This window comes from Mesorhizobium sp. ES1-1 (genome assembly GCF_020164785.1).
In the GTDB taxonomy this organism is placed as follows: domain Bacteria; phylum Pseudomonadota; class Alphaproteobacteria; order Rhizobiales; family Rhizobiaceae; genus Mesorhizobium.
The window spans coordinates 163196-189761 of the sequence record NZ_JAIUGX010000007.1 but is presented as its reverse complement, the minus strand read 5'-3'; the positions used below and the strand labels follow the sequence as shown (position 1 = coordinate 189761).

Annotated in this window: 21 protein-coding genes and 1 pseudogene; 10 read left to right on the top strand and 12 right to left on the bottom strand. The window is 61.0% G+C overall.

Going from position 1 to position 26566, the window contains the following annotated elements; genetic code table 11:
• The first annotated feature begins 50 nt into the window (after window positions 1-50).
• Window positions 51-347 (top strand): DUF2218 domain-containing protein, encoded by a 297-nt coding sequence (locus tag LB513_RS14225; RefSeq protein WP_224664140.1) that lies wholly within the window; start codon window positions 51-53, stop codon window positions 345-347.
• Here the strand turns inward: LB513_RS14225 and LB513_RS14220 are convergent.
• From LB513_RS14220 to ilvA, 3 genes and pseudogenes are all read right to left on the bottom strand, one after another.
• Window positions 292-1446, bottom strand: coding sequence for a site-2 protease family protein (locus LB513_RS14220; protein WP_224664139.1), 1155 nt, complete (start codon window positions 1444-1446; stop codon window positions 292-294). The two genes, LB513_RS14225 and LB513_RS14220, sit on opposite strands and share 56 nt — an antisense overlap.
• Before the next feature lie 69 nt (window positions 1447-1515).
• A pseudogene (locus LB513_RS14215) lies at window positions 1516-2006 on the bottom strand (DUF1697 domain-containing protein).
• A 68-nt stretch (window positions 2007-2074) separates the two neighbouring features.
• Window positions 2075-3331 carry a threonine ammonia-lyase IlvA gene (gene ilvA / locus LB513_RS14210; RefSeq protein WP_224664138.1) on the bottom strand — a complete coding sequence of 419 codons (1257 nt, stop codon included), beginning with the start codon at window positions 3329-3331 and terminating at the stop codon, window positions 2075-2077.
• A 187-nt stretch (window positions 3332-3518) separates the two neighbouring features.
• On the opposite strand from ilvA, the gene LB513_RS14205 reads away from it, so the two are divergent.
• The 3 genes from LB513_RS14205 to LB513_RS14195 all read left to right on the top strand — a co-directional run bounded on the left by LB513_RS14205 (window position 3519) and on the right by LB513_RS14195 (window position 7399).
• Complete coding sequence (locus LB513_RS14205) at window positions 3519-4922, top strand: aminopeptidase P family N-terminal domain-containing protein (protein ID WP_224664137.1); 1404 nt, start codon at window positions 3519-3521, stop codon at window positions 4920-4922.
• A 70-nt stretch (window positions 4923-4992) separates the two neighbouring features.
• Complete coding sequence (locus LB513_RS14200) at window positions 4993-6099, top strand: alpha/beta hydrolase (RefSeq protein WP_224664136.1); 1107 nt, start codon at window positions 4993-4995, stop codon at window positions 6097-6099.
• Between the two features lie 142 nt (window positions 6100-6241).
• Window positions 6242-7399 (top strand): alpha/beta hydrolase, encoded by a 1158-nt coding sequence (locus LB513_RS14195; protein WP_224664135.1) that lies wholly within the window; start codon window positions 6242-6244, stop codon window positions 7397-7399.
• Between the two features lie 28 nt (window positions 7400-7427).
• On the opposite strand, the gene ade is transcribed toward LB513_RS14195, so the two are convergent.
• Both ade and LB513_RS14185 read right to left on the bottom strand, forming a co-directional pair.
• Window positions 7428-9245: an adenine deaminase gene (ade, locus tag LB513_RS14190; RefSeq protein ID WP_224664134.1), complete on the bottom strand. Its 1818-nt coding sequence runs from the start codon at window positions 9243-9245 to the stop codon at window positions 7428-7430.
• A gap of 720 nt (window positions 9246-9965) precedes the next feature.
• Window positions 9966-10574, bottom strand: a complete 609-nt coding sequence (locus tag LB513_RS14185; protein WP_224664133.1) for a 2-hydroxychromene-2-carboxylate isomerase — start codon at window positions 10572-10574, stop codon at window positions 9966-9968.
• 389 nt (window positions 10575-10963) lie between these two features.
• Between LB513_RS14185 and LB513_RS14180 the strand changes: the two genes are divergently transcribed.
• The 3 genes from LB513_RS14180 (at window position 10964) to LB513_RS14170 (ending at window position 14486) form a co-directional block, all read left to right on the top strand.
• The gene (locus tag LB513_RS14180; RefSeq protein WP_224664132.1) at window positions 10964-11866 is read left to right on the top strand and encodes a branched-chain amino acid ABC transporter permease; all 903 of its coding nucleotides are present in this window, start codon (window positions 10964-10966) and stop codon (window positions 11864-11866) included.
• Window positions 11867-12010: 144 nt separating this feature from the next.
• Window positions 12011-13102, top strand: coding sequence for a branched-chain amino acid ABC transporter substrate-binding protein (locus LB513_RS14175; RefSeq protein WP_411962708.1), 1092 nt, complete (start codon window positions 12011-12013; stop codon window positions 13100-13102).
• A 178-nt stretch (window positions 13103-13280) separates the two neighbouring features.
• The gene (locus LB513_RS14170) at window positions 13281-14486 is read left to right on the top strand and encodes an MFS transporter (protein ID WP_318011191.1); all 1206 of its coding nucleotides are present in this window, start codon (window positions 13281-13283) and stop codon (window positions 14484-14486) included.
• Here the strand turns inward: LB513_RS14170 and LB513_RS14165 are convergent.
• A complete protein-coding gene (locus LB513_RS14165) occupies window positions 14452-14688 on the bottom strand; it encodes a DUF1127 domain-containing protein (protein ID WP_224664251.1) in 237 nt (78 codons plus the stop codon). The two genes, LB513_RS14170 and LB513_RS14165, sit on opposite strands and share 35 nt — an antisense overlap.
• A gap of 236 nt (window positions 14689-14924) precedes the next feature.
• Between LB513_RS14165 and LB513_RS14160 the strand changes: the two genes are divergently transcribed.
• Window positions 14925-15884: a LysR substrate-binding domain-containing protein gene (locus LB513_RS14160; RefSeq protein WP_224664130.1), complete on the top strand. Its 960-nt coding sequence runs from the start codon at window positions 14925-14927 to the stop codon at window positions 15882-15884.
• Between the two features lie 245 nt (window positions 15885-16129).
• Window positions 16130-16957 (top strand): NAD(P)-dependent oxidoreductase, encoded by an 828-nt coding sequence (locus LB513_RS14155; RefSeq protein WP_224664129.1) that lies wholly within the window; start codon window positions 16130-16132, stop codon window positions 16955-16957.
• Between the two features lie 176 nt (window positions 16958-17133).
• Here LB513_RS14155 and LB513_RS14150 read toward each other — a convergent pair whose 3' ends face one another.
• Entirely contained in the window at window positions 17134-18111 is a 978-nt protein-coding gene (locus tag LB513_RS14150; RefSeq protein ID WP_224664128.1) for an N-acyl homoserine lactonase family protein, read from the bottom strand.
• Between LB513_RS14150 and LB513_RS14145 the strand changes: the two genes are divergently transcribed.
• Window positions 18095-18979 carry a helix-turn-helix domain-containing protein gene (locus tag LB513_RS14145; RefSeq protein WP_224664127.1) on the top strand — a complete coding sequence of 295 codons (885 nt, stop codon included), beginning with the start codon at window positions 18095-18097 and terminating at the stop codon, window positions 18977-18979. The genes LB513_RS14150 and LB513_RS14145 overlap by 17 nt on opposite strands.
• 54 nt (window positions 18980-19033) lie before the next feature.
• Here LB513_RS14145 and LB513_RS14140 read toward each other — a convergent pair whose 3' ends face one another.
• The 5 genes from LB513_RS14140 to LB513_RS14120 form a co-directional block, all read right to left on the bottom strand.
• Window positions 19034-19417 (bottom strand): antibiotic biosynthesis monooxygenase family protein, encoded by a 384-nt coding sequence (locus LB513_RS14140; protein WP_224664126.1) that lies wholly within the window; start codon window positions 19415-19417, stop codon window positions 19034-19036.
• A gap of 138 nt (window positions 19418-19555) precedes the next feature.
• Window positions 19556-22492, bottom strand: coding sequence for an autotransporter domain-containing protein (locus LB513_RS14135; RefSeq protein ID WP_224664125.1), 2937 nt, complete (start codon window positions 22490-22492; stop codon window positions 19556-19558).
• Window positions 22493-22817: 325 nt separating this feature from the next.
• Window positions 22818-23900 (bottom strand): amino acid ABC transporter permease, encoded by a 1083-nt coding sequence (locus LB513_RS14130; RefSeq protein ID WP_224664124.1) that lies wholly within the window; start codon window positions 23898-23900, stop codon window positions 22818-22820.
• Window positions 23897-25090 (bottom strand): amino acid ABC transporter permease, encoded by a 1194-nt coding sequence (locus LB513_RS14125; protein WP_224664123.1) that lies wholly within the window; start codon window positions 25088-25090, stop codon window positions 23897-23899. Before LB513_RS14125 ends, LB513_RS14130 begins: the two co-directional genes overlap by 4 nt.
• A gap of 12 nt (window positions 25091-25102) precedes the next feature.
• Complete coding sequence (locus tag LB513_RS14120) at window positions 25103-26137, bottom strand: amino acid ABC transporter substrate-binding protein (RefSeq protein WP_224664122.1); 1035 nt, start codon at window positions 26135-26137, stop codon at window positions 25103-25105.
• Between the last annotated feature and the right edge of the window lie 429 nt (window positions 26138-26566).

Here is a 26566-nt window from a genome sequence, read left to right as displayed (position 1 = left end):
CCTATCGCTTTCCATAGTGAATTGCGCCTGAACGAGGAAGGAATTCACTCATGCCGGCCAGCCATTCTGATGTCGCCACCGCCACCGCGCGCGCCAGCCGCTATCTGCAGAAGTTGTGCAAGCATTGGGCGCATAAATTTCCCGTCGAGTTCAACCCGACCCACCGCACCATCGACCTGACGTCGCTGGGCCGCACCGTCATGGATGCCGATGCGGCAGCGCAGCATATCACCGTGTCGACGGATGAGGCCGGATCGATCGAGCGCCTGGGAAGCGTAGCCGCCGATCACATCAAGCGCTTTGCCTTCCGCGAAGAGCTGACCGTCGACTGGAAGCAGGCTTCTTAAGCGACTCCGTGGTTGCGGAGCGACCCTCAATCGTCTGTGCCGGATACCCGATCTCCGTTCCGATGGCGCTTACTATTTCGCTGCCAATCCAGTTTGCCCAGTCCTGGGTTCGCAAGATGGCAGCTGCGATGTCAAATTCCGCTGCTGCCAACTCGCCTCTGCCCAGATGGAAATGGGCCAATGCCCGAAAGGCTGCATTGAGGCAGCGGTTGAAGTCATTGGAGTGGTCGGCGCCGTCAAGGATAGTCAGCGCCTCCTCGTAGCGTCCCAATCTCGCAAGCGCGGCGCCACGGGTTCCCTTCAGCGTCGGCATTTCAGGAGAAAGTGTGACAGCCCGTGCAGTCAGGCGATCGAGGCAAGCATCATGGTGCCGGCTCTTGCGGGCTAGAATATTGGTTGTGATCTCATCGATTATGAGAAGTTGCTCGCTTCGGTACGTCGTGAAAGCCAATTCATGCTCAAGCGTGGCAATTTCCTGGTCGCTCATTTGCGGCGATGACGCATGCCGTCCGTACAGATAGGCCGCGATTCGTTCGGAACGACTTGACGGTCGAAAAGGCGCTTCCGTAGCATCGGCGTATCGCCGCACCGCGTTCAGATAACTCTCGCGATATGCAGCATTTGGATCGCCCTTTGTAAAAGCGGTCTTCAACAATGCCATCATATCGTTGGGCAGGCGTTTGCCAAAGACTGTGCTATGGTGCGGCACAAGATTCCCGAACAGCATCATACCCTGCACTATGATCGCCGGCGCCAGGACAGTGCCAACCAGTTCTGAATCACGATAGGTGACCAATGTCGTGATCAAAACGGCGAGCCAAGCGATGTCCATCGCCGGCCCTGCGGCGTAAAAAGACAGCGTCGCAGATTTCGAAAAGCGCCATGAAGGAAATGTCCTGACCCAACCACCCAGAGGGATGAGTCCAAGATAGACATCTGCCTCAACGAGATGGGTGCGCAACACTGTCGGTCCTTTGCCGACGCGAATTTCCCTTACTTGCAAATTCGCCAAACGCGCGGCCGCGGCGTGAGAAGCCTCATGCAGCGCCAAGCCTACCCAGGCGCTGACAAACAGGGAGGCAAGTACGAGAAAGGGCAAAGGATAATATCCCCTATCAGTAACCTTGCTGGATCAACTCGATCCATTCAAAATACAACTGGTTCCGATCTAACCATCGCTACCGGCCTCATCGGCCATCTCCAGCAGCGCCAGCACCGAACGCCAGTTGCGTGCGGTGCCCGGCACTTTGAGCGTACGCGGGATTAGCCCGGCAAAAACCGATTTGCCAAGCCCGTCCGGCGCATGCAGGTAGAGCACATCGCCTTTAACCTTGAAACGTTCGGGGCCGGTGCACTTTTTCGCCAGCCGCGCCTCCTCCTCGGCGGTCGGCTCGCGCTGCAGGGCGTAGACATGCAGTTTGGTGGGGTCCGCAGCGACGTCCGGATAAGGGTTTTCGTCCACCAGACGCTCGAACCATTCGAGATCACGCACCAAAATGCGCGAAGAAAAACCCATTTCTTCTCGAACGCCGCCTCGACCCGCTTCGTCAGTGTGGCCCGGTCGCTCTCCCTGCCCTTGAAGACGACGTTGCCGCTCTGGACATAGGTGGCGACATCGGAAAGACCGAGATCCTCGAAGAACGACCGCAACTCCGCCATCTTGACGATGCGGTTGCCGCCGACATTGATGCCTGAAAACAGGGCGACGAAAACCTTGCCCGGATTATTCATATGATGAAGCCGGCCAATGTCTCATTGTCGGTGATGTCCTGATACTGGACGCCTTCGGCCCCAAATTTCGCCTTGAGCAGCTCGAAATTGCGGTAATCCTTGGTTTCGATGCCGATGAGCACCGAGCCGAAATTGCGCGCCGATTTCTTTAGATATTCAAAGCGAGCAATGTCGTCGTCGGGTCCGAGCATTTCCAGGAAGTCACGCAGTGCCCCTGGCCGCTGCGGGAAGCGGATGATGAAGTATTTCTTCAGTCCCTCGAAGCGCAGCGCCCGTTCCTTGACGTCGGGAAGCCGCTCGAAATCGAAATTGCCGCCGGAAACGACCGCGACGATCGTCTTGCCTTTTATCTCCTTCCTTGAAAAATCCTTCAGCGCATCGATAGCCAGCGCGCCTGCCGGCTCCAGAACGACGCCTTCGACATTGAGCATCTCGATCATGGTCGCGCAGAGCCGGTTTTCGGGGATCAGCCGCACAGAGTCGGCCGGGAAATCCTTGAGATGGCGCAGCGGCTCGCGGCCGATCTCGGCAACCGCCGCGCCGTCGACAAAATTGTCGACCTTGGCGAGCTTCATGCGCTTTCCCGCCGACAGGCTCTCGCGGAGGCTTGGCGCCCCGGCCGGTTCGCAGAATACGAACCGGGCTTCACGACCCTGATCGTGGAAGTAATGCGTGACTCCGGCCGCCAATCCGCCGCCGCCGACCGGCAGCATAATGATGTCGGGCATGCGCGCGCCCGGCATCTGCGCTGAGATCTCAAAGGCGACCGTGGCCTGGCCCTCTATGATGTCCTTGTGGTCGAAGGGCGGCACCATGTGGGCACCCGAACTTTCGGTGAAGTCCAAGGCGGCGCGATAGCAATCGTCGAAAAAGTCTCCGACCAGCCTGATCTCGACGAAATCGCCGCCAAACAGCCTGGTCTTGTCGATCTTCTGCTGCGGTGTCGTCACCGGCATGAACACCACGCCCTGCTTGCCAAAATGACGGCAGACGAAAGCGAACCCTTGCGCATGGTTGCCGGCCGAAGCGCAGATGAACAATTCGGCCTGGTTCCCGGCGGCAAGCGTCTTGCGGAAGAAATTAAACGCGCCACGGATCTTGTAGGACCGCACCGGCGACAGGTCCTCACGCTTGACCAGCACCCGCGCACCAGTCTTCTTCGACAGATAGTCGTTCTCCTGTAACGGCGTCTCGGGAAAAATCTGGCGGATCGCGTCGGCAGCGACGGCAACGCGCGAAGAGAAACTGCTCATTGAAGACCCACCTTGCCGCACCTTCGCGCAATCAGCCATTGATCGAACGCGCATTCCGCACCCAGCCGTCATGCAGCTCGGGCCCTGCCTATTGCATATCCATGCACGCGACGCCATTGTCGCGCGATTCCTGCCCTCCATAACGGGCTTTCAGAGAATCCTAGCAAGCACTTGGGAGCGTTTGTTCATGCCTGTAGCATCGGTTGGCCTTAAATCCATGTCGCTGCCCGAGTTCGGCGAGCCGACGGTGATGCCGCTGATTGCGCGAAGCCTCCATGAGACCCGCATCGAGGCGCTGATGGCGCTCGCCGCGGCGGCCGGCCTAGATGGCGTGGTCGTCTACGGCGACCGCGAACATGCCGCCAACGTCGCCTACCTTTCCGGCTATGATCCGCGCTTCGAGGAAACGCTTCTGATCGTGGTTCCCCAGCGACAGCCCACGCTGCTCGTCGGCAATGAGGGCTGGGGCTATGCCGAGATCTGCGACGGCCCCTACCAGCGCGTCCTCTACCAGACGTTCTCGCTGCCGGCGCAGCCGCGCGACCGCTCGGATGCGCTGCCCGACATCCTGGCCGAGTCCGGCCTCAGGCCAGGACAGCGCATCGGCGCCATCGGCTGGAAACCGTTCGGGGCCGGCGATGCCGGCTTTGGCGAGATGACACTTGACCTGCCATCCTTCATCGCCGACACGCTGCGGGCGCTCGTTGGCGACAAGGGCGCCGTGGTGAACGCCGCAAACCTTCTGATGAACCCCGCTGACGGCCTGCGTGCCATCAACGAGGCCGACCAGTTGGCTGCTTTCGAATTCGCCGCCACCTTCAGCTCGCAGGGCCTGCGCAATGTCCTGCAAGGAATCGAGCCGGGCATGACGGAATTGCAGGCCGCCCGGCTGATGGGCATGAACGGCCTGCCGCTCGGCTGCCACCCGATGCTGTCTGCAGGAAGGCGCGCGCCCTACGGCCTGCCAAGCCCGCGCCTCGACGTCATTTCGCGCGGCGCTCCGATCACCATGGCCTATGGCATCCAGGGAGCGCTCAACGCGCGTGCGGGCTTCCTCGCCGAGGATGCTTCCGAACTTCCACCGGCTATCCGTGACTATGTCGAGAAGCTGGTCGCGCCCTACTTCTCAGCCGTCGTCGACTGGTACGAAGCGATCGGCATCGGCACCACCGGCGGCACATTGTGGAAAGCCGTGCATGACCGTATTGGCGACCCGTTCTTCGGCGTTTCACTCAATCCGGGCCACCTCGTCCATATCGACGAATGGATGCATTCTCCGGTGTTTTGCGGCTCCGATATCAAACTCAGATCGGGCATGGCGTTGCAGGTCGACATCATTCCTGCGACCGGCGGCGATTATTTCACGACCAACATCGAAGATGGCATCGCGCTCGCGGACGATGGTCTCCGTGAGGAGATCGCCGCCCGCTATCCTGAGGCCTGGAGGCGCATCCAGGCGCGGCGCGCCTTCATGGGCGATGTGCTCGGCATACGCCTGAAGCCCGAGGTGCTGCCATTCTCCAATATTCCCGCGTTCCTTCCGCCATTTTGGCTTTCGCGCAACAGTGCGATGGCTGTCATCGGCCGCTGACCAGATTTCGGCTCGAAGCGACTTAGTTCTGCCGCACTCTCCCTGTCCGGGAGGTTGTCGTGGGGGTAGGATGGGCCGGCTGGCCAGAGTTGGAATTTCGAAAGTGCATTTGAAGACGTTTCTCGTGGTTACCTTTGCGTTGCTCGTCGCCGGGTGCGCCGGGCCGCAAACGCAGGAACTGCTCGGCAGCGCCGTCGTCGCCGCGCCGGTTACGGAGATCGCCGGCAACCACAGCATCTTCATCGCCACGACGCGCAAGAAGTCCGATGACCCGAACAAGGTTTTCGACGGCGAGCGCTCGGCCACCCTGAACTACGCCCGCGTCAGCGTCACTGTCCCGGGCGTTCACCAGGCAGGTCAGATCGAGCGGCGCTCGCGCGGCAAGTCGAATGATCCGGCGAAGTATTTCATGGCCTCTGAGGTGGTGGGCTACGACACGCAGCCGCAATTTTCCAGCGCGCTCAATGCCGATATCGCGGCTCGCGGCGGCCGCGTAATGGTCTTCGTGCATGGCTACAACACGGGCTTCGACGCAGCCGTCTATCGCGTGACACAGCTTGTCCACGATTCCGGCTATCCCGGAACGCCCGTTCTGTTCTCCTGGGCGTCGGGCGCCCGGACCACCGACTATGTCTATGACAAGGAAAGCGCCAGTGCCGCCCGCGATCAGCTCGAAGTGACCTTGCGGATGCTTCAGCAGTCGGGCGCGCGCCGCATAGACATCGTCGCCCATTCGATGGGAACTTGGGTCACCATGGAAACGCTGCGCCAGATGGCCATCAGCGGCGACCGCGACCTCGGCGGCAAGCTCGGCGACGTCGTGCTGGCCTCGCCCGACATCGATGTCGACGTGTTCAAGAGCCAGATGCGCCGCTACGGCAAGCCCGACAAGCCGTTCATCCTGTTGCTGTCGGACGACGATCGCGCGCTGCGGCTTTCCGGGATGATCGCGGGTTCGCGGCCGCGCGTCGGCGACTATAAGGATGCCGCCGACCTCGCCTCTTACGGCGTCACCGTGGTCGATCTATCCAAGGTCAAGGGAACCGACAGTTTCAACCATACGAAATTCGCCGACAATCCGGCCCTGGTGAAGATGATCGGACAGCGGCTGCGCGAGGACGATGGTTTCGCCAGCGACCGCGAAGTGACCGACCGCATAAGCCTGCTAGGCCAATAGGTGTCGTACGCCGGCCGGCCGGGCGTACGCTGCCTCGAGGCAAACCGCTCATTTTGAACTGGACCGCGCAGGCCTCCGGCTCTATCGGAATAGCCAGCGACGTCACGCGTTCGACGTCCACTTGGCTGGAGCCGGCGTAACCGTGCGTGTGAAGAGTTTCATCGTCGTGGCGTTTGCGCTCGCCGTCAGCGGTTGCGCCGGCCGGAACACGCACGATCTCCTCAACAGCACCACGATCGCGGCGCCCGCCGCCGATATCGCGGCCACCCACGAGATTTTCGTCGCCACCACCCGCAAGCAGGCAAAGACGGATCCGCGCCAGGTGTTCGACGGCGACCGCTCGCTGACGACCGCTTATGCCCGCGTCGATGTCACCGTGCCGAAAACCCACCAGCTGGGGGCGATAGAGCGGGCCCAGGGCTCAGCCAACTCTAACCCGGCCAAACAGTTCACCGCCACGGATGTCGTCCACTACGGGGACGCTTCGCAATTCGCCAAGGCGGTGGGAACCGATATCGCCTTGCGCGGCGACCGGGCGCTGGTTTTCGTGCACGGTTTCAACAACGGTTTCGACGACGGCGTCTATCGGCTGACGCAGATCGCGCATGACACGGAGTATCCCGGCACTCCGGTGCTGTTCTCCTGGGCATCCAGCGGCAAGACAACGGGCTATCTCTACGATAAGGACAGCGCCAACGCAGCGCGCGACGACCTTGAAGCGACGCTCAGGATGCTCGCCGGGACCAAGGTCAAGAGCATCGACATCGTCGCTCATTCGATGGGGACCTGGTTGACGATGGAGGCGTTGCGCCAGCTCGCAATCACGGGCGACCGCGATCTCGGCGGCAAGCTCGGCTACGTCATCCTGGCCTCGCCCGATATCGATGTCGACGTCTTCAAGAAGCAGATGATCCGCTACGGCAAGCCCGACAAGCCGTTCGCTGTGCTGCTTTCCGGCGACGACCGGGCCCTCAAAGTCTCCTCCTTCCTCTCGGGAGAGAAGGCGCGTGTGGGTGATTACGACGACGCGGCCGATCTCGCCAGCTATGGCGTTTCGGTCGTCGATCTGAGCAAGCTGAAATCCGGCGATCGGCTGAACCATGCCAAATTCGCCGACAACCCGATCCTGGTGCGATTGCTCGGCGACCGGTTGCGCACGCCTGCAGGTCTGGCATCCGACGAACCACCTTCGGGAAAGCTCGACGATGTAGGCGAAGGCCTTGGCAAGGCGGTCGGCTCGGTCGCCGAGATCGTCATCACCACCCCGTTCAAGGTACTGACAATCGCCACCGGCGGCTAACGGTCAAGGTCCTCGTCAATGCCCAACCTCAGACGAACAGCTCGACCTTCTTGAATGTCGTCACGTCGATCAGGCCGACATCAGAAATCCGGAGTTCCGGGATGACGACCAGCGCCAGCAGCGAGTGCTGCATATAGGCGTTGTTCAGCGAGCAGCCCATCGTGCGCATCGCGTCGGTCAATTTCTCGGCCTTGGCGGCGACAACCTCAGCCCGCTCGTCCGACATCAGCCCGGCGATCGGCATTTCGACCAGGGCCAGTTCCTTGCCCTTGGAGAACAGCACCACGCCGCCGCCGACCTCTCCCAGCCTGTTCACCGCCAGCGCCATGTCCTGCTTGTTGGTGCCGACGACGATGATGTGGTGCGCGTCATGCGCCACGCTCGACGCCATGGCACAATCTTCCATATAGCCGAAACCGGAAACGAAGGCGTTGGTGATGCCGCCTGTGCCTTTGTGGCGCTCGACCAGCGCGATCTGACAGATGTCGTTGCGGCGATCCATGGCGACCAGCCCGTTCTCGACCGGCAGGTCCGCCTCGAGCGCCCGCGTCGGCGCCTGGTTTTCGACGACACCTATAACCCGCACCCTCACCTCGTTGGCGCCTTTGGGAGCCGCGATGTCGAAATCCCGTGATTTCAGCAGCTTGCCGAGCTTGACGGTGTTCTTGGCCGCGCTCGGATAATCATAGGCCGGAATATCGGCTTCGAGCTTGCCGCCGTTGGCGAGCCTGACGCCTCTTGCATAGACCTCGTCGATTGTCATCGCGGTGAGATCCGAGACGATCAAAAGGTCGGCCAGCCGCCCGGGCGCGATCGAGCCGATTTCACGCTCCAGGTTGAAGTGCTGGGCGGTGTTGAGCGTCGCCATCTGGATCGCCGTCACCGGCTTCAGTCCCTGCTGGATGGCATGGCGCACCACGCGGTCCATATGACCTTCCTGGACCAGCGTGCCGGAATGGCTGTCGTCGGTGCACAGGATGAAATTGCGCGGATCGACGCCGCTCTCGGTCACCGCCTTGATCTGCGCGGCGACGTCGTACCAGGCCGACCCCAGCCGCAGCATCGCCTTCATGCCCTGGCGCACACGGGCGATGGCGTCCTCCGCGCGCGTTCCCTCATGATCGTCCTCAGGGCCGCCGGCGACATAGCCGTTAAACGGCAGGCCGAGATCGCGCGAGGCGTAGTGCCCGCCCACGGTCTTGCCAGCCCTCACCGTCGCGGCAATCCCGCCCGACATGACGGGGTCGTTGGCTGCGACACCGGGAAAGTTCATCACCTCGCCAAGGCCGATAATGTTTTCCCATGTCATGGCCTCCTCGACATCGGCCACCGTCAACTCGGCGCCGGCATGCTCCAGTCCCGGCGCCGAGGGAACGCAGGAGGGCATCTGGACATGCACGTTGATCGGCATGGCCACGGCTTCGTCATGCATCAGCCGCACCCCCGGCAGCCCAAGGACGTTGGCAATCTCATGCGGGTCAATGAACATCGAGGTGGTGCCGTGTGGAATGACGGCGCGGCAGAATTCGGTCACCGTCACCATGCCGCTCTCGACATGCATGTGCGCGTCGCAAAGGCCCGGCACCAGATAGCGCCCGCCGGCGTCCACCACCTTGGTGCCGTTGCCGATGGCATGGTTGGCATTCGGCCCACAATAGGCGAAGCGGCCGCCGGCGATGGCAATGTCGGTGCCGGCGATGATTTCGCCGGAATGGACGTTCACCCAGCGCCCGTTGCGGATGACGAGGTCGGCAGGCTCGCGGCCCATCGCGACATCGACCAGATGCGTCGCCATCTCGGTCCACGGCCTGGGCTTTGTCGCTTGCACCGACGCATTCTTGGCCATGAAGGACCTCCTGTTTGCGCGACTGTGCCAAGCCAATGTCGGTTTGACCAGCGCCAAACAGCGAGTTGGTGGATCGCCTGAGGTCGACGGTGTGGTTACTTCGCAGCCCAAGCAGGGCGGCCGGCTCACCCTTGGTCGAGGCACCGATTCGTGGCAGGGCATCTCACTGGAAGAAGGGGCGGCCGGCGCCCTCAGGGGGCGGGGGAATGGGTTGGGCCTGAGAGGCGCCGGCCTTGGCGGATCAGATCCGCCGTCCAGCCACTCTAGCGAAAGCCGCGACCCGCATAATTGCGCGATCGCACCATACCGGTGCCGGCCTGACCCTCCTCAAGCCGCCATCCGCCGTTTTGTTACCTGCAACACTTCGCTGCTCCCCGCGACATCAGGATCCAGCTCGGACAGTGATGACGTCGACGTCAAGTTAAGTTGTGTCTGGCCGAGGCTTTGCTACGCAATTTGATCTAGCGAGATGCTCACGACGCGCAGCCAGCTTCAAGGGCCCGCGTCTGCATCCGGCGAGCGTCTCGTGCGTGCAAGAGCGCACGCTACTACTATCCGGTTCCCTCAACTGCTTCCTCGGGAGATCATTGTTTCCGCTCGCGGGTAGCGATTGGAAAATCACGCCCTCGTGCCGCGGTCCAACAGATGCTCTCCTTTGTCTACAAATTAGGTAGACAAAGGTTTTGAGATGAATTTCGGGATTTTGCGCCAGGAACCGCTCTACCAACCCCCGCGCGACAGCCAGAGATCGATCATCGCCATCCGGTCGGAACCCCAAAACCCTTCGCCGTCGACAAGAACGAATGGGGATCCAAAAATGCCTCTGCTGATCGCCTCATCCGTTTTCATCCGCAGCATGTCCTTCCAGCAGCGATCACGGGCTGCGTCCGCCAGGACGGCCGCGTCGAGCCCAATCTCTGCTCCGAGGCGGGCCGAAACCGCAATGTCTCCTATATCCTCGCTCCGTTCGAACAGCGCCGATAGCAAATGGCTTGCCAGAAGGCCGGCCTTTTCAGGATCAATGCTTTCGATGGCGTAGGTCATGCGCGCCGGCGCCAAAGACGGGAAAGGAAATAGCTTTGGCAACGAAAAGCCCACTCCGTGCAGCCGAGCCAACCGCTGCCAGTCCCTCAAAGCATATTCTCCACGCAGTTTTTGCCCAGGCAGGGGGCTCATCCCCGTGACCTTCAGCACTGGCCCAAGCAGGAAGGGGCGCCAAGCAATCGACCTGCCGTGCCGTTGCGCTATGTCAATGATCTGCGGCGCCGCGAAGAAGGCGTATGGAGAGCAGAACTCGAACCAAAACTCGATCGGCTCCGAATTTCCCACGAAGCGGTTCCTCGCCAGACTCCAACATGGCAGCACCCTTAAAAGGGGAACGGCCGACAGCCAAGGAGTTAGTTAGGAATGGGAACCCTGACCGCTCCGCTTCCGTCGACCGTTCCAGCAGAGTGGGGCAATGCTCATCCACAAGCTTGCCGTCAATCCGCAGGGTGTACGTGGGTACCCGTCGTTGGTAGAGGAATTGCATCCGGCGCGGCAAGCGAACGATCCTCAGCCAGCATTAGCGCCGCTCATCCACGCTCGTTTGGACCGCCTGACCCAGCCTGCTCCGGCGGCATGAACGCTATTCACTCCCGACGAGAACAAGTCGCTTGAGACGGTGTGACCTGCATCATCTGTTGTGCGCGAGCAAGGCTTCGCACTCAGGGGACGGCATGGAATATTTCGCGCAGCAGGTTTTTAACGGCGTCACTTTAGGGTCAATCTATGCACTAATCGCTTTGGGTTATACGATGGTCTACGGGATCATCGGCATGATCAACTTCGCCCATGGCGATATCTTCATGATCGGCGCCTTCATCGCCATGATTGTTTTCCTCATCCTTGTGAGTTTGTTCTACTCGGTGCCGGCAGCTGTCGCCCTGGTGGTCATGGCCATCGTCGCGATGCTTCTGACGGCGCTCTGGAGCTGGATGATCGAGCGGATCGCCTACAGGCCGCTTCGAGGTTCATTTCGCCTGGCGCCGCTTATAACGGCGATCGGCGTCTCGATCATGCTTTCAAATTTCGTCCAGGTGGTCCAGGGCCCCCGCAACAAGCCGGTCCCACCCATGATCTCGCAGACGTTTGAATTCTACGGCGTCGTGGTGACGCTCAAGCAGATCGTGATCCTGGCCGTCACCTCGGTGCTCCTCGGCATATTCTGGTTTCTCGTCAACAAGACATCGCTCGGTCGCGCGCAGCGGGCTTGCGAACAGGACCCCAGGATGGCGGCCATGCTCGGCATCGACGTCAACCGGACTATCTCCCTTACCTTTATACTCGGTGCCGCCCTTGCAGCCGTCGCCGGCACGATGTTCGTCATGTATTACGGCGTCATCTCATTCTCGAGCGGCTTTATTCCAGGCGTGAAGGCGTTCACCGCCGCGGTGTTGGGCGGCATCGGCTCCATACAGGGAGCGGTGCTGGGTGGATTGCTCATCGGCCTCATCGAGGCGCTTTGGTCAGCCTATTTCACCGTCGACTACAAGGACGTGGCCGCCTTCTCGATCCTCGTCTTTGTTCTCATCTTCCTCCCGTCCGGCCTGCTGGGAAAGGCCGACGTAGAGAAGGTCTGAACAGCTTTCCACCATACGCGCCGTTATCCGGAGCCTTGCGCCGGTGATCGAGCACCCTCGGCAAAATGGTGAGTGCCGCGGGACGAACGAACCTCACCATCCAACGAGTGGAGCACAGTGATGAGAAAACGATTAGTGCCGATCATGGCTGCCGCGGTCTTTGCGGTCCTTGGAACCAGTGCGCATGCCGAGATTCTTATCGGCGTCGGCGCCCCGATAACCGGCCCCAACGCCGCGTTCGGGGCCCAGATTCTGCGCGGCGCACAGCAGGCGGCGGATGACATCAACGCGGGTGGCGGCGTCAATGGGGAGCAGCTCAAGATCGTGGTCGGCGATGATGTTTCCGACCCCAAGCAAGGCATTTCGGTCGCCAACAAGTTCGTCGCCGACGGGGTGAAATTCGTTGTCGGTCACTACAACTCGGGCGTTTCGATACCGGTCTCCGAAGTGCTGGCCGAGAACGGCGTCCTGGAGATCAGCCCCGCCTCGACAAACCCGCGCTACACAGAACGCGGCCTGTGGAACACATTCCGCATGTGCGGACGTGACGACCAGCAAGGCATCGTCGCGGGTGCCTACCTCACCAAGAACTTCAAGGATGCCAAGATCGCCGTCGTTCACGACAAGACGCCTTATGGCCAGGGGGTCGCGGACGAAACCAAGAAGGCGCTGAACGGCGCGGGCGTGCATGAAGTGATGTATGAGGGCATCAATCCGGGCGACGTCGACTTTTCCGTGCTCATTGCGAAAATGAAGGATGCCGGTGTCACCGTCGTTTACTATGGCGGTCTCCATACGGAGGCGGGCCTCATTCTTCGGCAACTCGCCGATCAGGGGCTCAAGGCCACGGTGATGTCCGATGATGGCACCGTGTCGACGGAGATCTCGTCAATCGCCGGAGACGCTATCGATGGCTTCATCTTCACCTTCCCGCCGGACCCGCGCAATCGCGAAGCGGCCAAAGGTGCGGTCGATACGTTCCGCAAGGCGGGCTTCGAGCCGGAAGCCTACACGCTTTACGCTTACGCATCGGTCCAGGTGATCGCCGATGCAGCGAAAGCCGCCAACAGCACCGACCCGGCGACGGTGGCCGAGCAGATAAAGAAACACGGTACGTTTCATACCGTGCTTGGCGATCGCAGCTTCAACGAAAAGGGCGATACGACCAATCCCGACTATGTCGTCTACAGATGGAAGAAGGGTGCCGACGGGAAATTCATGTATAGCCAGATTTAGGCGGACCCCTCGCCGAAGATGAATGGCTCTCGTCTGGCACGAGCCGTTCTCATCCCAGATGCTTCGACGGCTGGTCTATCAATGATCCGCCGTTTTCCTTTTTTCGGGGGTACCGTTGCGCTCTTCCATTGACGGTTCATCGGATGAAGTCGCACCAAGTGGTGCACCCCCCTCGCCGATGCTGCTCATCATCGTTGGCGGGGCCATCCTGTCGATCTGCATGGGACTGCGACAGAGCCTTGGCCTGTTTCTACAGCCCATCCGTGCCGACATGGGTGTTTCGGCAAGCGCGTTCGGTTTTGCGCTTGCCTTGCAGAACCTTGTGTGGGGACTGGCACAACCCGTCGTCGGCGTTGCAGGAGACCGTTATGGTCCCCGCCCGATCCTGATAAGCTGCGCGCTCATCTATGCGTCAGGGCTTTTGTTGATGATCTGGGGCGGACCGGTCACGGGCCTCAATCTGGGCGCAGGCGTTCTCGTCGGGATCGGAATTGCCGGGTGCGGCTTTGGCGTCGTTCTCGGCGCGGTATCGCGCAGTGTCCCGGCGCCTGGGCGCGTCCAGGCGCTCGGCGTTGTGTCGGCAGCGGGGTCGTTGGCGACGCTTGCTATTGCGCCTCTGGGGCAATCGCTGATCGATCACGCCGGCTGGCAGGTGGCATTGGCGGTCTATGCTGCGCTTGCTCTGGCAATGGTGCCCATATCGTTCCTTGTCGGCGGCAAGCCAACAGTGGACAAGCTGCCTGTCGCAACGGCCTCGCGGACGACGTCGGCGATTCTCGCGGCCTTGCGGCACCCAGGCTTCATTGCGATGTCGCTTGCCTTCTTTGCCTGCGGATTCCAGCTCCAGTTCATCACTGTTCATCTACCGACCTATCTTGGGATCTGCGGTGTCTCCACGGAGGTAGGCGCGCTGGCGCTGGGCGTTATCGGCATCATGAATGCGATCGGTTCCTTTGTCACGGCAAGGCTGGCTGCCCGTCACAATCCAAAAGAGCTGCTTGCTCTGATCTATCTTCTGCGCACACTGACTATCGCAGTTTTTGCTGCATTCCCGGTCAGCACATTCTCCACCTTGGCCTTCGCCGGTGTTATGGGCTTTCTTTGGCTCGGGGTGGTACCTCTCATCTCAGCCCTGATCTCGAACGCGTTCGGCCTGCGCCATTTCAACACGCTCTTCGGGATCGCCTTTTTAACCCATCAGCTCGGCGGCTTCGCTGGCTCATGGCTTGGCGGTGTGTCCTATGATGTTACCGGCTCCTACAGAGTGGCCTGGGCCTCAATGGTCATCGTGGGGCTTCTGGCGTTCCTGCTGCAATGGTCGATGAACCACAGCGACCGCGAGCCGGATCTTACTCTGCAATCCGACGCCGGGCCACCTCGTTGAGCGGTGAGCTTGGGTCGAGCCACAAAGGCAATTTCAGCACCTGCCGGACATCCTGCCTCGACAACCCCATATCCTTCAGTTCGTGCTCGTCCATTTCCAGCATTGCCACCACCTGGCGCCGGTTGAGAATGGCCCGGAGCAAGCGCGCCAGCCAGCGCGTAGTTCCGCGTCCAGGTCTGACGCGCATCTGGGTGAATTTCATTGTCACGGCAGGCTCCCTGGCAGGATCTTTCCTCGCCAAAGGAGTCCGTGCGTCGACCTCACCGCAAACGAGACTTATTCGCCACTCTTGAGAAGGGCTCACCGGCAGATGGGTCCCCAGGATATTGTAGCAGTGACAACATCAACATTGACTTCGCGACAAGCGTAATGGGAGTACTTTGCGGGTCCGGACCCCGAGATTGAGATCAAACAGAAATGGGCTTCAGGCTTCCTCCCATGAACACGTTGCGCCTGTTTGAAGCTGCCGCCCGACTCGGCAGCTTCAAGCTCGCAGCCGAAGAAGTGCATGTCACGCCCAGCGCGGTGAGCCACGGATTGCGTACGCTCGAACACTGGTTGGGTGCGGAGCTTTTTTTGCGGGAAGCCAAGGGCCTCACTTTGACCCAGGCAGGAGAAGCCTACGCGGCCGAAGTTCACCACGCGCTGGCAATCCTGGCGGGTGCGACGCAGGTTTTTCCAGGCCGGCGCAAGGCAACGGGGGCACTGTCGGTCAGTGTGGCGCCGACATTCGCAAATCGCTGGCTGCTGCCTCGGTTGACAAAATTCACGGAGCGTTATCCGGACATCAGCATCACGATCGACACGGCCCGGCGCCATGTTGATTTTCTGACCGATGGTTTCGATCTTGCAATCCGTATGGCTACATCATCGCGACCCAGCGAATCCTGGACGGAGCTGGTCGCGGAAACCTTCGTACCGGTTTGCTCGCCAGATTTCGCCCGCACCAAAGGTTCGGGCGATGAAAACGGACTTATCGAGCGGGGGCCGTTGATCCATCTCACGGCAGCTTCCGAAGACTGGGCGGCGTGGTTTCAGGCAAAGGGGATCGCGACGGTTCCAGGTTCCCGCACAATCAAGGTCGACACGATACAGCTGGCCGCGGAGGCGGCGGTGCAAGGACTCGGCATCGCCATGGGCCGGAAGCCGGTGATGAACAGCTACATCGATGCCGGCGACCTTGTCGAAATAGCTGGCCCAGCCATCTCGCTTGCGACACGGTACTGGCTGGTGGGGACGCACAAATCCTTCGACCGCCCTGAGATCAAATCCTTCAGGAGCTGGATCATGCAGGAGCTCAGGGCTCAATTGGCGCCACTAGAGCAATTTCCTGCTCATGACACCAGGGGTTCAGGCAGCGCAAAAAGGATCGGGCTTTCCCTGAGGGGCCAGGCGTGAGCTTCTGGTCGCGCTAAGTCCCGGCTGACCGTCACAACGCTTCATCGGTGCGCAAGCGAAGGACGACCCGCGGTCCCGTGACGGACACGCGACGGCATCTGCGCCATCCATAGCAGCACCACCAAGATGAGAAATGCTCACCTTGCCCGAAAGCTTGTCCGTTGGTCTCGCGGAGCCCGATGTGTACGTACGCCGCGGCCTGCAATGCTGCAGGTCGGTGCCGGGCGCTTCACAGGAGCTTCATGATGGGTGAGACGCCGCGCATAGGCTTCATTGGGCTGGGCCATATGGGATCGGCGATGGCGCTGAACCTGGCCAATGCCGGGCCCCTGACGGTGTGGAACAGATCGGCTGGAAAAGCCGCGGGACTCAAACGGGCCGGAGCCAGGATCGCGGCAAGCCGCGACGACCTTTTTTTGTCGTCCGACATCGTGATTTTGATGCTGAGCGACGGAAAGGCGATCGACGCGGTTCTCGATCGGTCTTCGAGCCGTTTTACGAGGCATGTGAAGGGGCGCGTCATCGTGCATATGGGCACGACATCACCTGATTTTTCGCTCGGGCTGGAAAAGGATATTCGAACAGCCGGCGGGGCTTATGTAGAGGCGCCCGTTTCGGGTTCGCGCAAGCCGGCCGAGGCTGGCCAGTTGATCGCCATGCTTGCCGGCGATCCAGCGGCAGTTGCCAGCGCACGGCCAGTGTTGGCGCCCATGTGCAAAAGCTCGATTGCGTGCGGTGCCGTCCCAAAGGCGCTCCTGATGAAACTTGCAGTCAACATCCTCCTGCTGGCGACCGTCACCGGCTTGGCGGAGTGCTTGCATTTCGCCAGGCGTGGCGGCTTGGACCTCCATCAGGTCACGGAAGTCCTGGCAGCAAGCCAGATGGCGAGCGACATTTCGCGTCTCAAGGCACCAAAGCTGGTCAAAAGCGATTTCTCCGCTCATGCCGCGATTTCAGACGTTCTGAAGAACGGCCGGCCGCCCGCAGTGGTGGTGTCGCCGTGCCGGTGCTGGAGGTCTGCTGCGACCTCTACGCGGAGACCCTTGCTCTGGGCCATGGCGATCTCGACATGATCGCGGTCACGAAGGCTATCGAGGCGCGCACGGACCGCTTCTCCGGCGGAAGCCGAACCGTCTAGAGCGATTGGGGCTTGGTTAGCAAGTGAGATGGGGCGGCCAGTGAGGAAACCGGGAGACACCGGTCCGCCGCTTCCCCTTCGGCATCTCCGCGCTCGATACATGCCCGTCCTTCACTCTGCGCTTTTCGGAAACGCCGGCAGCAAGGCCACATCTGTAGCGTCATGCTGGACGATCAGCTTCGCATGCAGTTGCTTCGCTATCCCGGTAAGACGATCCATGGAAGCCAGTGTCTGGGCACGATCGAAATTGAAGGGGGGTACGCCGCGGTTGGCGAACTGCTCCTCGAAATGCACGACGTCGCCTGACAGCAACACCGGCCCTGTTTTGTTCAAACGGACCAACAGGCTGGTCTCCCCCGGCGTATGGCCTGGTGTCGACAAGATGGTGACAGTTCCGTCTCCATAAACATCGCGGTCTCCCGTGATCAAATCGACCTTGGAGCCTCCAGTCAGCCATGGCGCAATGAGGCCAGGATCGACGGCAAAAGGCAACGGATTGGCCTTGAACTGCGCGAAGTCCGCTGCGCCAATCATCAATGTTGCACCGGCAAAGCTCGCGGCCTGGCCGATATGGTCGAAATGGTTGTGGCTGATCCCGACCTTGGCAATATCGCCTGCCTTCAAGCCGACTTCGGCAAGCTGCGTTTCGATGTCCTTGGACAGGCTTGGCTGTAGAGCAGACCCGGGATCAACCTTGGCGCCGACCAGCGCCTTCGGCAGCCCTGTGTCCCAAAGCATATACTCCTGGTCATGGCGGATGAGGTAGCAACTGTCGGTCAAGGTCCGCTGTTGGTCAGCGTAATTGTAGGTGTCGGAAAAGAGAGCGAGATTGCGGACTTCAATCTTGCCGCAGTCCAGGCGCCAGAGTTCGAGTTCAGCGGCGGTGGCGCTGGAAGTGGTCAGCGCCACTACCAGGAAAGGAACGGTCAGCGAGTTCATGTCTATCTCCACGGGTTGGTGGCGAGACAATGCCGAACTAAACCTATGACCAAGGCCCGCATTAGATCGCGGATGAGCCCGAAACGCTCCCATGAGGGTTCGTGCTGGCTTTCCTTTGCGGTATCCTTCTCCCATGACGATGCATTTCAAATCTGGCGCTGACGCCGAGCTGAAGGCAGCCCTTGTCAGGCGGCTGCGCCATCTGATGGCGCCAGACGGCACCAATGGACGCTTCTTTCACGGCGACCAACTCTTCTCCTATTGCTCGATTGCTCGAGAACGACTGAAGTCGGTAGAACTCCCCGCCCCTATCCTCGGCATCATGCTGCGCGGGCACAAGGAAGTTTGGCTGGGCGACGCTGCGCATACATTCGAACCCGGCACCGTTTTCATCCTGCCCAGCAAAGTGCCAATGGACGTGGTCAACGTGCCTGCGAGCCTCTCTGCGCCTTACGAGTCCCTGCTGCTCGAAGTGCGTTCGCTGCCGCAAGGCATTGAGCCGGAGGTCGGGGCGGGGGCCAAACCGAAACAGGATGCGAGCACGCGTTTCCAGGTGCCGCTAAGCCAAGACCTCATGGATGCTCTCGTCCATGCGGCCAGCGCAATTGCGAACACTGATATTGGCGAACGGGTGAAGGTCCTGCGGTTCAGCGAGGTTCTGACACTTCTGCGTCCCTGGCCGGCGGCTAGCCCGCTGTTCGAAACGAGCCTCGCCGAGCGGATCGCGTGGCTGGTGAGGTCCGACCCCGCGAGCTCTTGGACGGTGGCCCGCATGGCAGGCCGGTTGGGACTCGGGGCGTCCACTCTCCGCCGGCGTCTTGCAGGCGAAGGACGCTCCTTTCGCGAGATTGTTTGCTCGGAACGTCTGGAGGCGGGCAGAAATGCGCTTGTGTCGGGCGCGCCGAGTTTTGCAGCCGCAGAGGCGGCGGGATACGCCTCGCGGTCTCATTTCGCAAAACGATATCGCGCAAGCTTTGGGACATCCCCGAAAAGCGATCGGAAAAAGCCGAGCTCCTAGAGACTTGCAGGTGAGGACTTAAGCTGTACCGAGCAACAACATCATGCGGGGCTTCTATGCCGGGAGCAGCCAGTCATTGGCGTAGACCTCGACCAAGGCGACCCGCTCCGGCAGTTCGAGCAGGAATTCGGGATCTCTTTCCAGGTGCCGCGTGCGCGTAAGGTCGTCACCTGACCAGACACGTATTGCCTCAAGCGTCGGCCAAAACGAAGTGACGGTAAATTCCGCGACATCGCCGGTGATGCTGCGAAACATCTGAACGCCGAGGCAGCCTTGCATACGCTCGATCTTCAGGACACCACTTTCATAAAGGTAGTGCGTGTAGGCTTCAAAATCGGGAAATCTTGTGCGGGCGCGCCAGACGCGGGCAAAAATGGGGCGCCGTCCGGAAACAGATGCATGCAATTCCGTTTTGCCGGCTGCCGACACGCTGGGCATCGTTCGATCCTCCTTTGTCGCTGTTTGAGCGCCGCTTGGGTCATCGACGACGAGAACTCCGCGCCGTTGACTACGGACCAAGGTATTGCATGAAGGGAGAGCTGCTTGCGTTGCCGATGAGCGGACGCCCCCTGTAGGCTAAAAATTCACCTGTAGCCTTGTCTTGAAGGCATGGTCTTGCGCGTCGGAGGCCATTTGGCCGTTATAGCTGACGCTTAAAACCGCCCTATCCGTCAGTTCGAGGTCGAGTCCGGCATCAACGACAGCTGCGTCCCTGGCGATCGGCACTCCCTCGACACCAAATGCGTCCGACCCCCTGAAGGTGAATGTTGAGAGCAATGGGTTGTCGCCATAGGCATGGCGCCAGCCAATCTCGCCCCTTGCTGAGACTTGGATGCCTGACAAGCCGAGATCGCTGTCGACGCGGAGCCCCAACGTCGTAAAAGCTGTTCCGGTGGTCTCGCTTTCGGCATGAAGAGCGACCGCGCCACCGCTTTCAGTAAAGGCATTCGTATGAAGACCAACATAGGACAGGTTGGCGAAGGGTTCGAAGGCGAGTGTACCGGCCTCGACACGGTATCCGGCCTCACCGAAGACATTGAACGTGCCCGCCTGGTATTTCGCTGCAGGGCTATCGGCGATGCCCGGAAAGGCGACCGAACGCGCCGTTTCGATCTTGCTCCAGGTGTAGGCCGCACCCGCGCGCAGGCTGAGCCGGTTCCACCGGGTGCCGCCATAAACGCCGAGGGAAAAGTTATTGCTGTCGGCGGAGGAGGCGCGGCCAGGGAGGTCGAAACTAGTGTGGCTGTACGCCGCCATGCCACCAAGTCGCCAGCTATCGAACATTGTACCGTCCGCGCCGGCCACCAACCCCGCGGTCGAGCGTTTCAGCATCGCCGTGCCTCCGCCGTCGGCCTCGCCCCAGCCGCCATAGGCGGCTCCCCACCCGTTGATACGGTCGGTTGCCGCCGGTCCCAGTTCCGGCGCGCCATCGCCAAACGCCATCAGCGGCACCGGTGCAGTGGTATCTGCCCCGGCAAATGCAATACGCAGCCTTTCGTTCACCAGGTCCTGCAATAAGTGCGCATCACTGACCAGCGCAGCTTTGATCGACGGATGGATTTCGCCGCTCAGTTGGTCGAATGCGGCGCGGGTGGCGGCGGCATCACTCTGCAGGGCAATGGCGTTCCAAAGCAGATTGCCGGAGCTGAGGCTGTCCACCGCTCCGGCGACTGCGCGCTCGTTGGGTGTAATGCCAACCTGGGAGAATTCTATATCGTTTCGGACCAGTTGGAGGGTCACGTCGTTGCCGTCGCCGCCGGCGTAGTCGAGCTTCTCGTCGAGGAAGAGCAGGTTCTTGTCGACCGCGCCGAACGCTCCGGTTACCGCCTCCGAGCCGTCATTGTCGATGATGACAAAAGGTCCGTTTGAAACGCTCCAACCGGAGGCCTGATTAGGCGACAAATCCAGGGCGAGCGTCGCGCCGGCAATGTCGACGGTCCCCGATACCTTCACCTGGTCCGCGAGCGCCGGTGTCGCCTCGATCTGGAGCGTGCCGTGGTTGACGTAGTTTCCATCCACAGTCTGCACGCCGATGGAATTGCCGGGCGCATGGATGCCACCCGCCTCGATCGTGGTAGCACCGACGGTGCCTGTGCCGCCGAGAGTAGCGCCGGTTCTGACCGCTACCGTGCCTGTCAGGCTTCCATCGATAGCAAGCGAGCCGGCGACAAGCTCCATTCCGCCGGAAAAAGCGGCGTTCCCGCCGAGCGTCCATGTCCCACCGGTCGCGTCGAGCTTGCCGGAAGCGAAATTGAGCAGGTCCCGATGGAAGTTGCCATCGCCTGACCCTGTCAGCAGGAGCGTGTTGCTCCCCGCCTCGCCGTCGATGTTGCCTTGAACGGAGGCTCCGGTCTCCAGCGTCAGGTTTGAGTCTCCCGCACCAAGCCTCACATTGCCGATGATGGCGCTGCCCCCGAGCAGCGAAAGGTCGAACCGCCCCGTGCCGCCCTGGATAGCCGCAGCAACGCCGGTGATCGATGCATTGGCGACGCTCATCTGGGTCATGCCGCTGCCGCCGAAGCGCACACCTATGCCGCTTGCGCTCGACAGCCCGCCTTTGATGGAGCCGCCTTCTATGGTCACGGTCGTGTCGCCTGAGGTCACCACCGAAAGGCCGTGCGTCCCCCCGTTAAGCGCTCCCGCGGTTTGCTTGAAGGAAGCAGCGCCGGCGGTTTGGAGGACCACCGCATGTACATCGGTGGCGTTGATGGTGCCGGAATTGACAATTTCGGCGGTTCCTTGTGAAACGAATAGACCGACATCGCGGCCCTCGATGGTTCCCGAATTGGTCGCCACCACATTGCCGTTCTGCAACAGTACCGCGTAGATCGGGCCGGTGAACGAACTGTCCCCATGGGCCGTATATGTTCCGCTGTTGGCGAATGTCGTGTTTCCCCGGCTCCAAAAGCCCTGGCCGATGTTGGTGAAGGCCACGGTCCCCGAATTTTCGAGCGACCCGCCCCCGTTCATGATGACGCCGAAGCCGCCGCCATTGCTGGATACGTTGCCGTTGTTGATGAAATGCCCGGCCGTGGGTGAGGTCGCGAAGACCACACCGCCGAGGATCGTATTGCGATTTTCGACGGTGCCTCCCTCAAGCGCGTGAACGGCGATCCAACTGGCCGAGATAATCCCGTCATTCTGAACGTCAGCCGGACCACCTTGGATCAGGATAGCGTCTCTGGCGCCTTCGACCGTACCCGTCGCGCCCACTTTGACGGTTCCTCCAGCGCGCAGCCAGATGTTCGAGTTAGCGTCAGCGTCAAGAACCTGCGAGGAACCGTCGACGTTGACCGTCCATGCACCGAGGCCCGGAGACATCAGGGGTTGGACGTTGGCTCCAGATTGCGTGACGATAGATCCCGTCTGCGTGATGTTGATGATGCCTGTCGGATCCGTCACGGCGGCCACCGGCACCGTTTGAGGCGCCGAAATGGTGATGGTTTCCGAGCGGGCCGGATTGACGGAAACGCAGGCAACCGACGCGAGAAGAGACAGTTTGAGCGCGGACATGACGCTTGGCCGGCTTGATTTGTTGGCCTTACCACGCTTACCGCAAGTCAAAGATTCCATTGCACGCCCCCGCCTGACAGGCCGGATATCGCGCGAGGGTCATTGGGCGGGCAACCCGGATTGATCTCATCCAGGATGAGTCAAATTCACTCGTGCTGAGAGAGGCCAAGTAGCCGGTTAGGCAGTTCCGGACAGCCGCGCAGTCGTGCCCGAAGGCAAGGCGGGAAAGATGTCCTCCTTTGCCCCGACAACAGCATCGGCTTTCTCCGCCGACCCTCGAAATGGCACAGCGCCCGGCAGGTCGCGGCCGCAGAATGCTCGTTATTCAGATACGTTCTGACCGGCGCAAATATTTCTCCAGCCACAGGCTGTAACGCGATCCTCCGAAGCACAGCAGGAAATAGATCAGCGCGGCGAAGAGATAGGCCTCGTTGTAGTAGCCGAGCCACTGCGGATCGGTGGCAGATGACCTTGCGGCATTGAGCAGGTCGAAAATGCCGATGACGGCCAGCAGCGATGTCGCCAGTAGGAAACCGATCGCCAGATTGACCATGCCGGGAATAACCAGACGCAGCGCCTGCGGCAGCACAATGAGCTGCATTGTCCGCCAGTAACCGAGCCCAAGCGCCGTTGCGGCTTCCTGCTGGCCAGATGGGATCGCCTGGAGGCCAGCGCGAACGACTTCGGCGACATAGGCCGACCAGAACAGCGTGATCATGATCATTGCCCGTACGTTCTTGTCGATCAGTTGGCCATTGGGAATAGCCATCGGCAGGATGAGCATCGCTACATACAGGATGGCCACCATCGGCGTACCGCGCATCAGTTCAATGAAGGCGACCGCGAGCACGCGCAGTCCGCCCATACTGGAGCGCCGCGCCAGCGCCAGCAGGATCGCCAGCGGGGTGGCAAGGCCGAAGCAGACCGACCAGACGAACAGGGTGACGGCCAGGCCGCCCCATTGGTTCGAAGGGACGGCGGGCGGCGTCAGCGTGCCGGACATCAGGATCCAACTGGCAGCGACCACGACGAACCAGGCAACGAGCAGTCCCTTGCGCCAGAAACGCGGCTGCGCGGTGACAATGAGCAGCCCCAGCAACAGCGCCATGACGATCGCCGGGCGCCATTGCAGCGCCGGCGGGTAGAAGGCGAACAGGATGAAACGGAATTTTGCGCCCACAAACGCCCAACAGGCGCCGGAGGCAGCCGCGCAGTCGGCCGACGTGCCTGTCCATGTCGCGTCGAATACGCCCCAGCGCACTAGCGGCGGTACGATCCAGCCTAGCAAGGCTACGGTCGCCATGGTGATGATCGAATTGAGCGGCGTGCCGAAAAGCCCAATTTTCAACATTTGCAGCGTAGCGGACGATCGCCATGTGCGTGAGTCGAGAACCTCGGAGATGGTCATGCCCGCCCGTTTCCCCTGAGAGCGACACGCCTGTTATAAACGTTCATGGCCACCGAGACGGACAGGTTGATGGCCAGATAGATGGCGATCAGCATCGTCAGCGCTTCCAGCGATTGTCCGGTCGTGTTGGCCGTGGTGTTGATGATGCTGACGAGGTCCGGGTAACCGATGGCGACGGCGAGGCTCGAATCTTTGGTCAGGTCCAGATAGCTGGACGTCGTCAGTGGTGTGATGACGCGCAATGCCTGCGGCAGTACAACGAGGCGCATGATCTGGCCTCTGTGCAGGCCGAGCGCTCTCGACGCCTCCCATTGCCCACGGTCGACGGACTGGATGCCGGCCCGCACAATCTCGGCGATGGCGGCCGAAAACTTCACCACCAGGCCGGCCAGGAGCGCGGCGAATTCCGGAGTCAGGTTGTAGCCACCGCGAATGTTGAACCCGGCAAGCGCCGGTAGTTCCCAAGTAGCGCCGGCGCCGGTCAGCGGAAAGGCAAGCACGATGCCGCCCACCAGCAATGCAGTTGCGAGACCCAGACGCCTGGCGGGCAGACTGCGTTTGCCTCGCGCCCAGGCAACGAAGGCTAGATAGGCAATGGCGAGACCGGCGAGAACCCATACGGTCGGCGCGGATACATTGTGGAAGCCGAGCCCCGGAACGAACACGCCGCGGTTGGTGAGGAAAAAACTGCCGAATGCCGACAGCGCCTGCCGGGGCGACGGAAACGATTTTGCCAGCGATATCCAGAAGAACAGCTGAAGCAGAAGCGGCGTGTTGCGAACGATCTCGACGTACCAGCGCACCAGCGCCGCCAGTAGCAGATTGCCGGAAAGGCCGGCAACTCCGAGGATGACGCCGAGAATTGTCGCCAGCACGCAGCCAAGTGCCGCCGCCCGCAGCGTGTTCAAGAGACCGGCCAGGATTGCGCGTGCATAGGGATCGCCGGCCCTAAACGCGATCGGCGTCTCACCGATCTCGAAATTGGCCGGCCGGCCGAGGAAGTCGAAACCCGGGGCGATGCCGATACGCGCCATCGTCTCCGCCGTGTTGTGGCCAAGCAGCCAGAAAAGGGCGATGACCGCCGCGATCACGGCGACCTGCGTCAGCGGCCAGTTTCCCCACCAGAGCGACATCTTGCGCAAAATGCCGGGTCCAACTGGACCCGGCACGGCTTCGACAATCGATGACATTGGTTGAGGGTCTTAGCGGAATGGCGGCGAATAGAGCAGGCCGCCATTGACCCACAGGCTGTTGTAGCCACGCTCCCAACCAAGCGGCTTCAGGTTCCTTTCGTAGATCTCACCGTAATTGCCTACGGTCTTGATGATGTTATAGGCCCATTTCGGATCGAGCCCGATCGCCTGCGCAAGAGACGGATCGACGCCCAGGAAGCGCTGGATCGCAGGGTCAGGCGACTTTAGAAACTCGTCAATGTTCTTGCTGGTGATGCCCCACTCCTCGGCCTGAATGGTGGCGTTGACTGTCCAGTTGACGATCTCGAGCCAGCGGTCATCGCCGCCCGCGATCGCGGGCGCTAGCGGTTCCTTCGACAGTCGCTCCGGCAGGATGATATAATCATCCGGCTTCTTCAGTTGCGTGCGCTTGCCGACGAGATCGGACGAATCCTGCGTGATGGCATCGACACGGCCTGTCTCCAGCGCGTTGATGAACTCGCCTGTGTCCTCGATCGTCACGGGCGTGAACTTCTTGCCTGTCTTGCGGAAGAAGTCGGCGATGTTCAGTTCGCCGGTAGTGCCGCTCTGCACGCCGATGGTGGCGCCATCGAGTTCGGCCGCCTTGGTCACGCCGAGGTCCTTGCGGACCAGGATGCCTTGGCCGTCGTAGAAGATGGTCGGGCCGAAATGAAAGCCTAGCTGAAAGGCCCGCGTGATTGTCACCGTCACGCCAGACAGCAGCACGTCGAATTCACCTGCCTGGAGAGCTGGTAGACGCTGCTGCGGCGAGGAATTTGTGAACTCCACCTTATCCGGATCCCCAAACACGGTGATAGACAGGGCGCGGCCATAGTCTACGAAAAAGCCTTGCCAGCGGCCGTTGCTGTCCGGTGAGAAGAAGCCGGGCGTCGTGCCGACGCCGACCTTGATGGAGCCGCGCTGCTTGATCTTGTCGAGCGTCGGTCCGGCAAAGGTCGCGGTGGAGAACAATCCCGCCGCCACTACCAGCGTCGTCGCCAATGCCGTCCGCCAGCGGGCGCCAGGGCGCTTTGCAATCGTCATGTCAGTCAACTCCTGAGGTTTATCACTGTGCCGATGGCGGAAGGTCCCCCGCCCTGTTCGACTGCCTCGAAGTTAACCCTATAAATTTATAGACTAAGGAACGGCCTTCCAATTTCTTGCTTATCGGGAAAGCAGTTTGCCTCGAAAAAGGCCATTGCGGCGAATGCCAATCACCTTGTGTGCAAATGGCTCATGGAGGCGAAATCCGGCGACGAGGAGCGAGCAGAATTCTCGACGGTAAGCGGCGGACAAAAAATGGCCGGGCTCGAAATGCGGCCCGGCCAAAAGAAGGTACAAAACCTTCAGAGGGGAACACCGTTCAGCGGAATGGGAGGAAACCGCCGAACGATTTTACCTTTCTAGGCCTATTTCGTGACGCTAGCGACGAACGACATTCCAAAAAACCGCCAAACAGCAAAATTCGCGCCC

Excerpts from the sequence above, each read along its gene's own strand:
- LB513_RS14225 (WP_224664140.1), top strand. The coding sequence starts at position 51 with ATGCCGGCCAGCCATTCTGATGTCGCCACCGCCACCGCGCGCGCCAGC.
- ilvA (WP_224664138.1), bottom strand. The coding sequence starts at position 3,331 with ATGAGCAGTTTCTCTTCGCGCGTTGCCGTCGCTGCCGACGCGATCCGC.
- LB513_RS14205 (WP_224664137.1), top strand. The coding sequence starts at position 3,519 with ATGCCTGTAGCATCGGTTGGCCTTAAATCCATGTCGCTGCCCGAGTTC.
- LB513_RS14200 (WP_224664136.1), top strand. The coding sequence starts at position 4,993 with ATGGGCCGGCTGGCCAGAGTTGGAATTTCGAAAGTGCATTTGAAGACG.
- ade (WP_224664134.1), bottom strand. The coding sequence starts at position 9,245 with ATGGCCAAGAATGCGTCGGTGCAAGCGACAAAGCCCAGGCCGTGGACC.
- LB513_RS14180 (WP_224664132.1), top strand. The coding sequence starts at position 10,964 with ATGGAATATTTCGCGCAGCAGGTTTTTAACGGCGTCACTTTAGGGTCA.
- LB513_RS14175 (WP_411962708.1), top strand. The coding sequence starts at position 12,011 with ATGGCTGCCGCGGTCTTTGCGGTCCTTGGAACCAGTGCGCATGCCGAG.
- LB513_RS14170 (WP_318011191.1), top strand. The coding sequence starts at position 13,281 with ATGCTGCTCATCATCGTTGGCGGGGCCATCCTGTCGATCTGCATGGGA.
- LB513_RS14165 (WP_224664251.1), bottom strand. The coding sequence starts at position 14,688 with ATGAAATTCACCCAGATGCGCGTCAGACCTGGACGCGGAACTACGCGC.
- LB513_RS14160 (WP_224664130.1), top strand. The coding sequence starts at position 14,925 with ATGAACACGTTGCGCCTGTTTGAAGCTGCCGCCCGACTCGGCAGCTTC.
- LB513_RS14155 (WP_224664129.1), top strand. The coding sequence starts at position 16,130 with ATGGGTGAGACGCCGCGCATAGGCTTCATTGGGCTGGGCCATATGGGA.
- LB513_RS14145 (WP_224664127.1), top strand. The coding sequence starts at position 18,095 with ATGACGATGCATTTCAAATCTGGCGCTGACGCCGAGCTGAAGGCAGCC.
- LB513_RS14140 (WP_224664126.1), bottom strand. The coding sequence starts at position 19,417 with ATGCCCAGCGTGTCGGCAGCCGGCAAAACGGAATTGCATGCATCTGTT.
- LB513_RS14135 (WP_224664125.1), bottom strand. The coding sequence starts at position 22,492 with ATGTCCGCGCTCAAACTGTCTCTTCTCGCGTCGGTTGCCTGCGTTTCC.
- LB513_RS14130 (WP_224664124.1), bottom strand. The coding sequence starts at position 23,900 with ATGACCATCTCCGAGGTTCTCGACTCACGCACATGGCGATCGTCCGCT.
- LB513_RS14125 (WP_224664123.1), bottom strand. The coding sequence starts at position 25,090 with ATGTCATCGATTGTCGAAGCCGTGCCGGGTCCAGTTGGACCCGGCATT.
- LB513_RS14120 (WP_224664122.1), bottom strand. The coding sequence starts at position 26,137 with ATGACGATTGCAAAGCGCCCTGGCGCCCGCTGGCGGACGGCATTGGCG.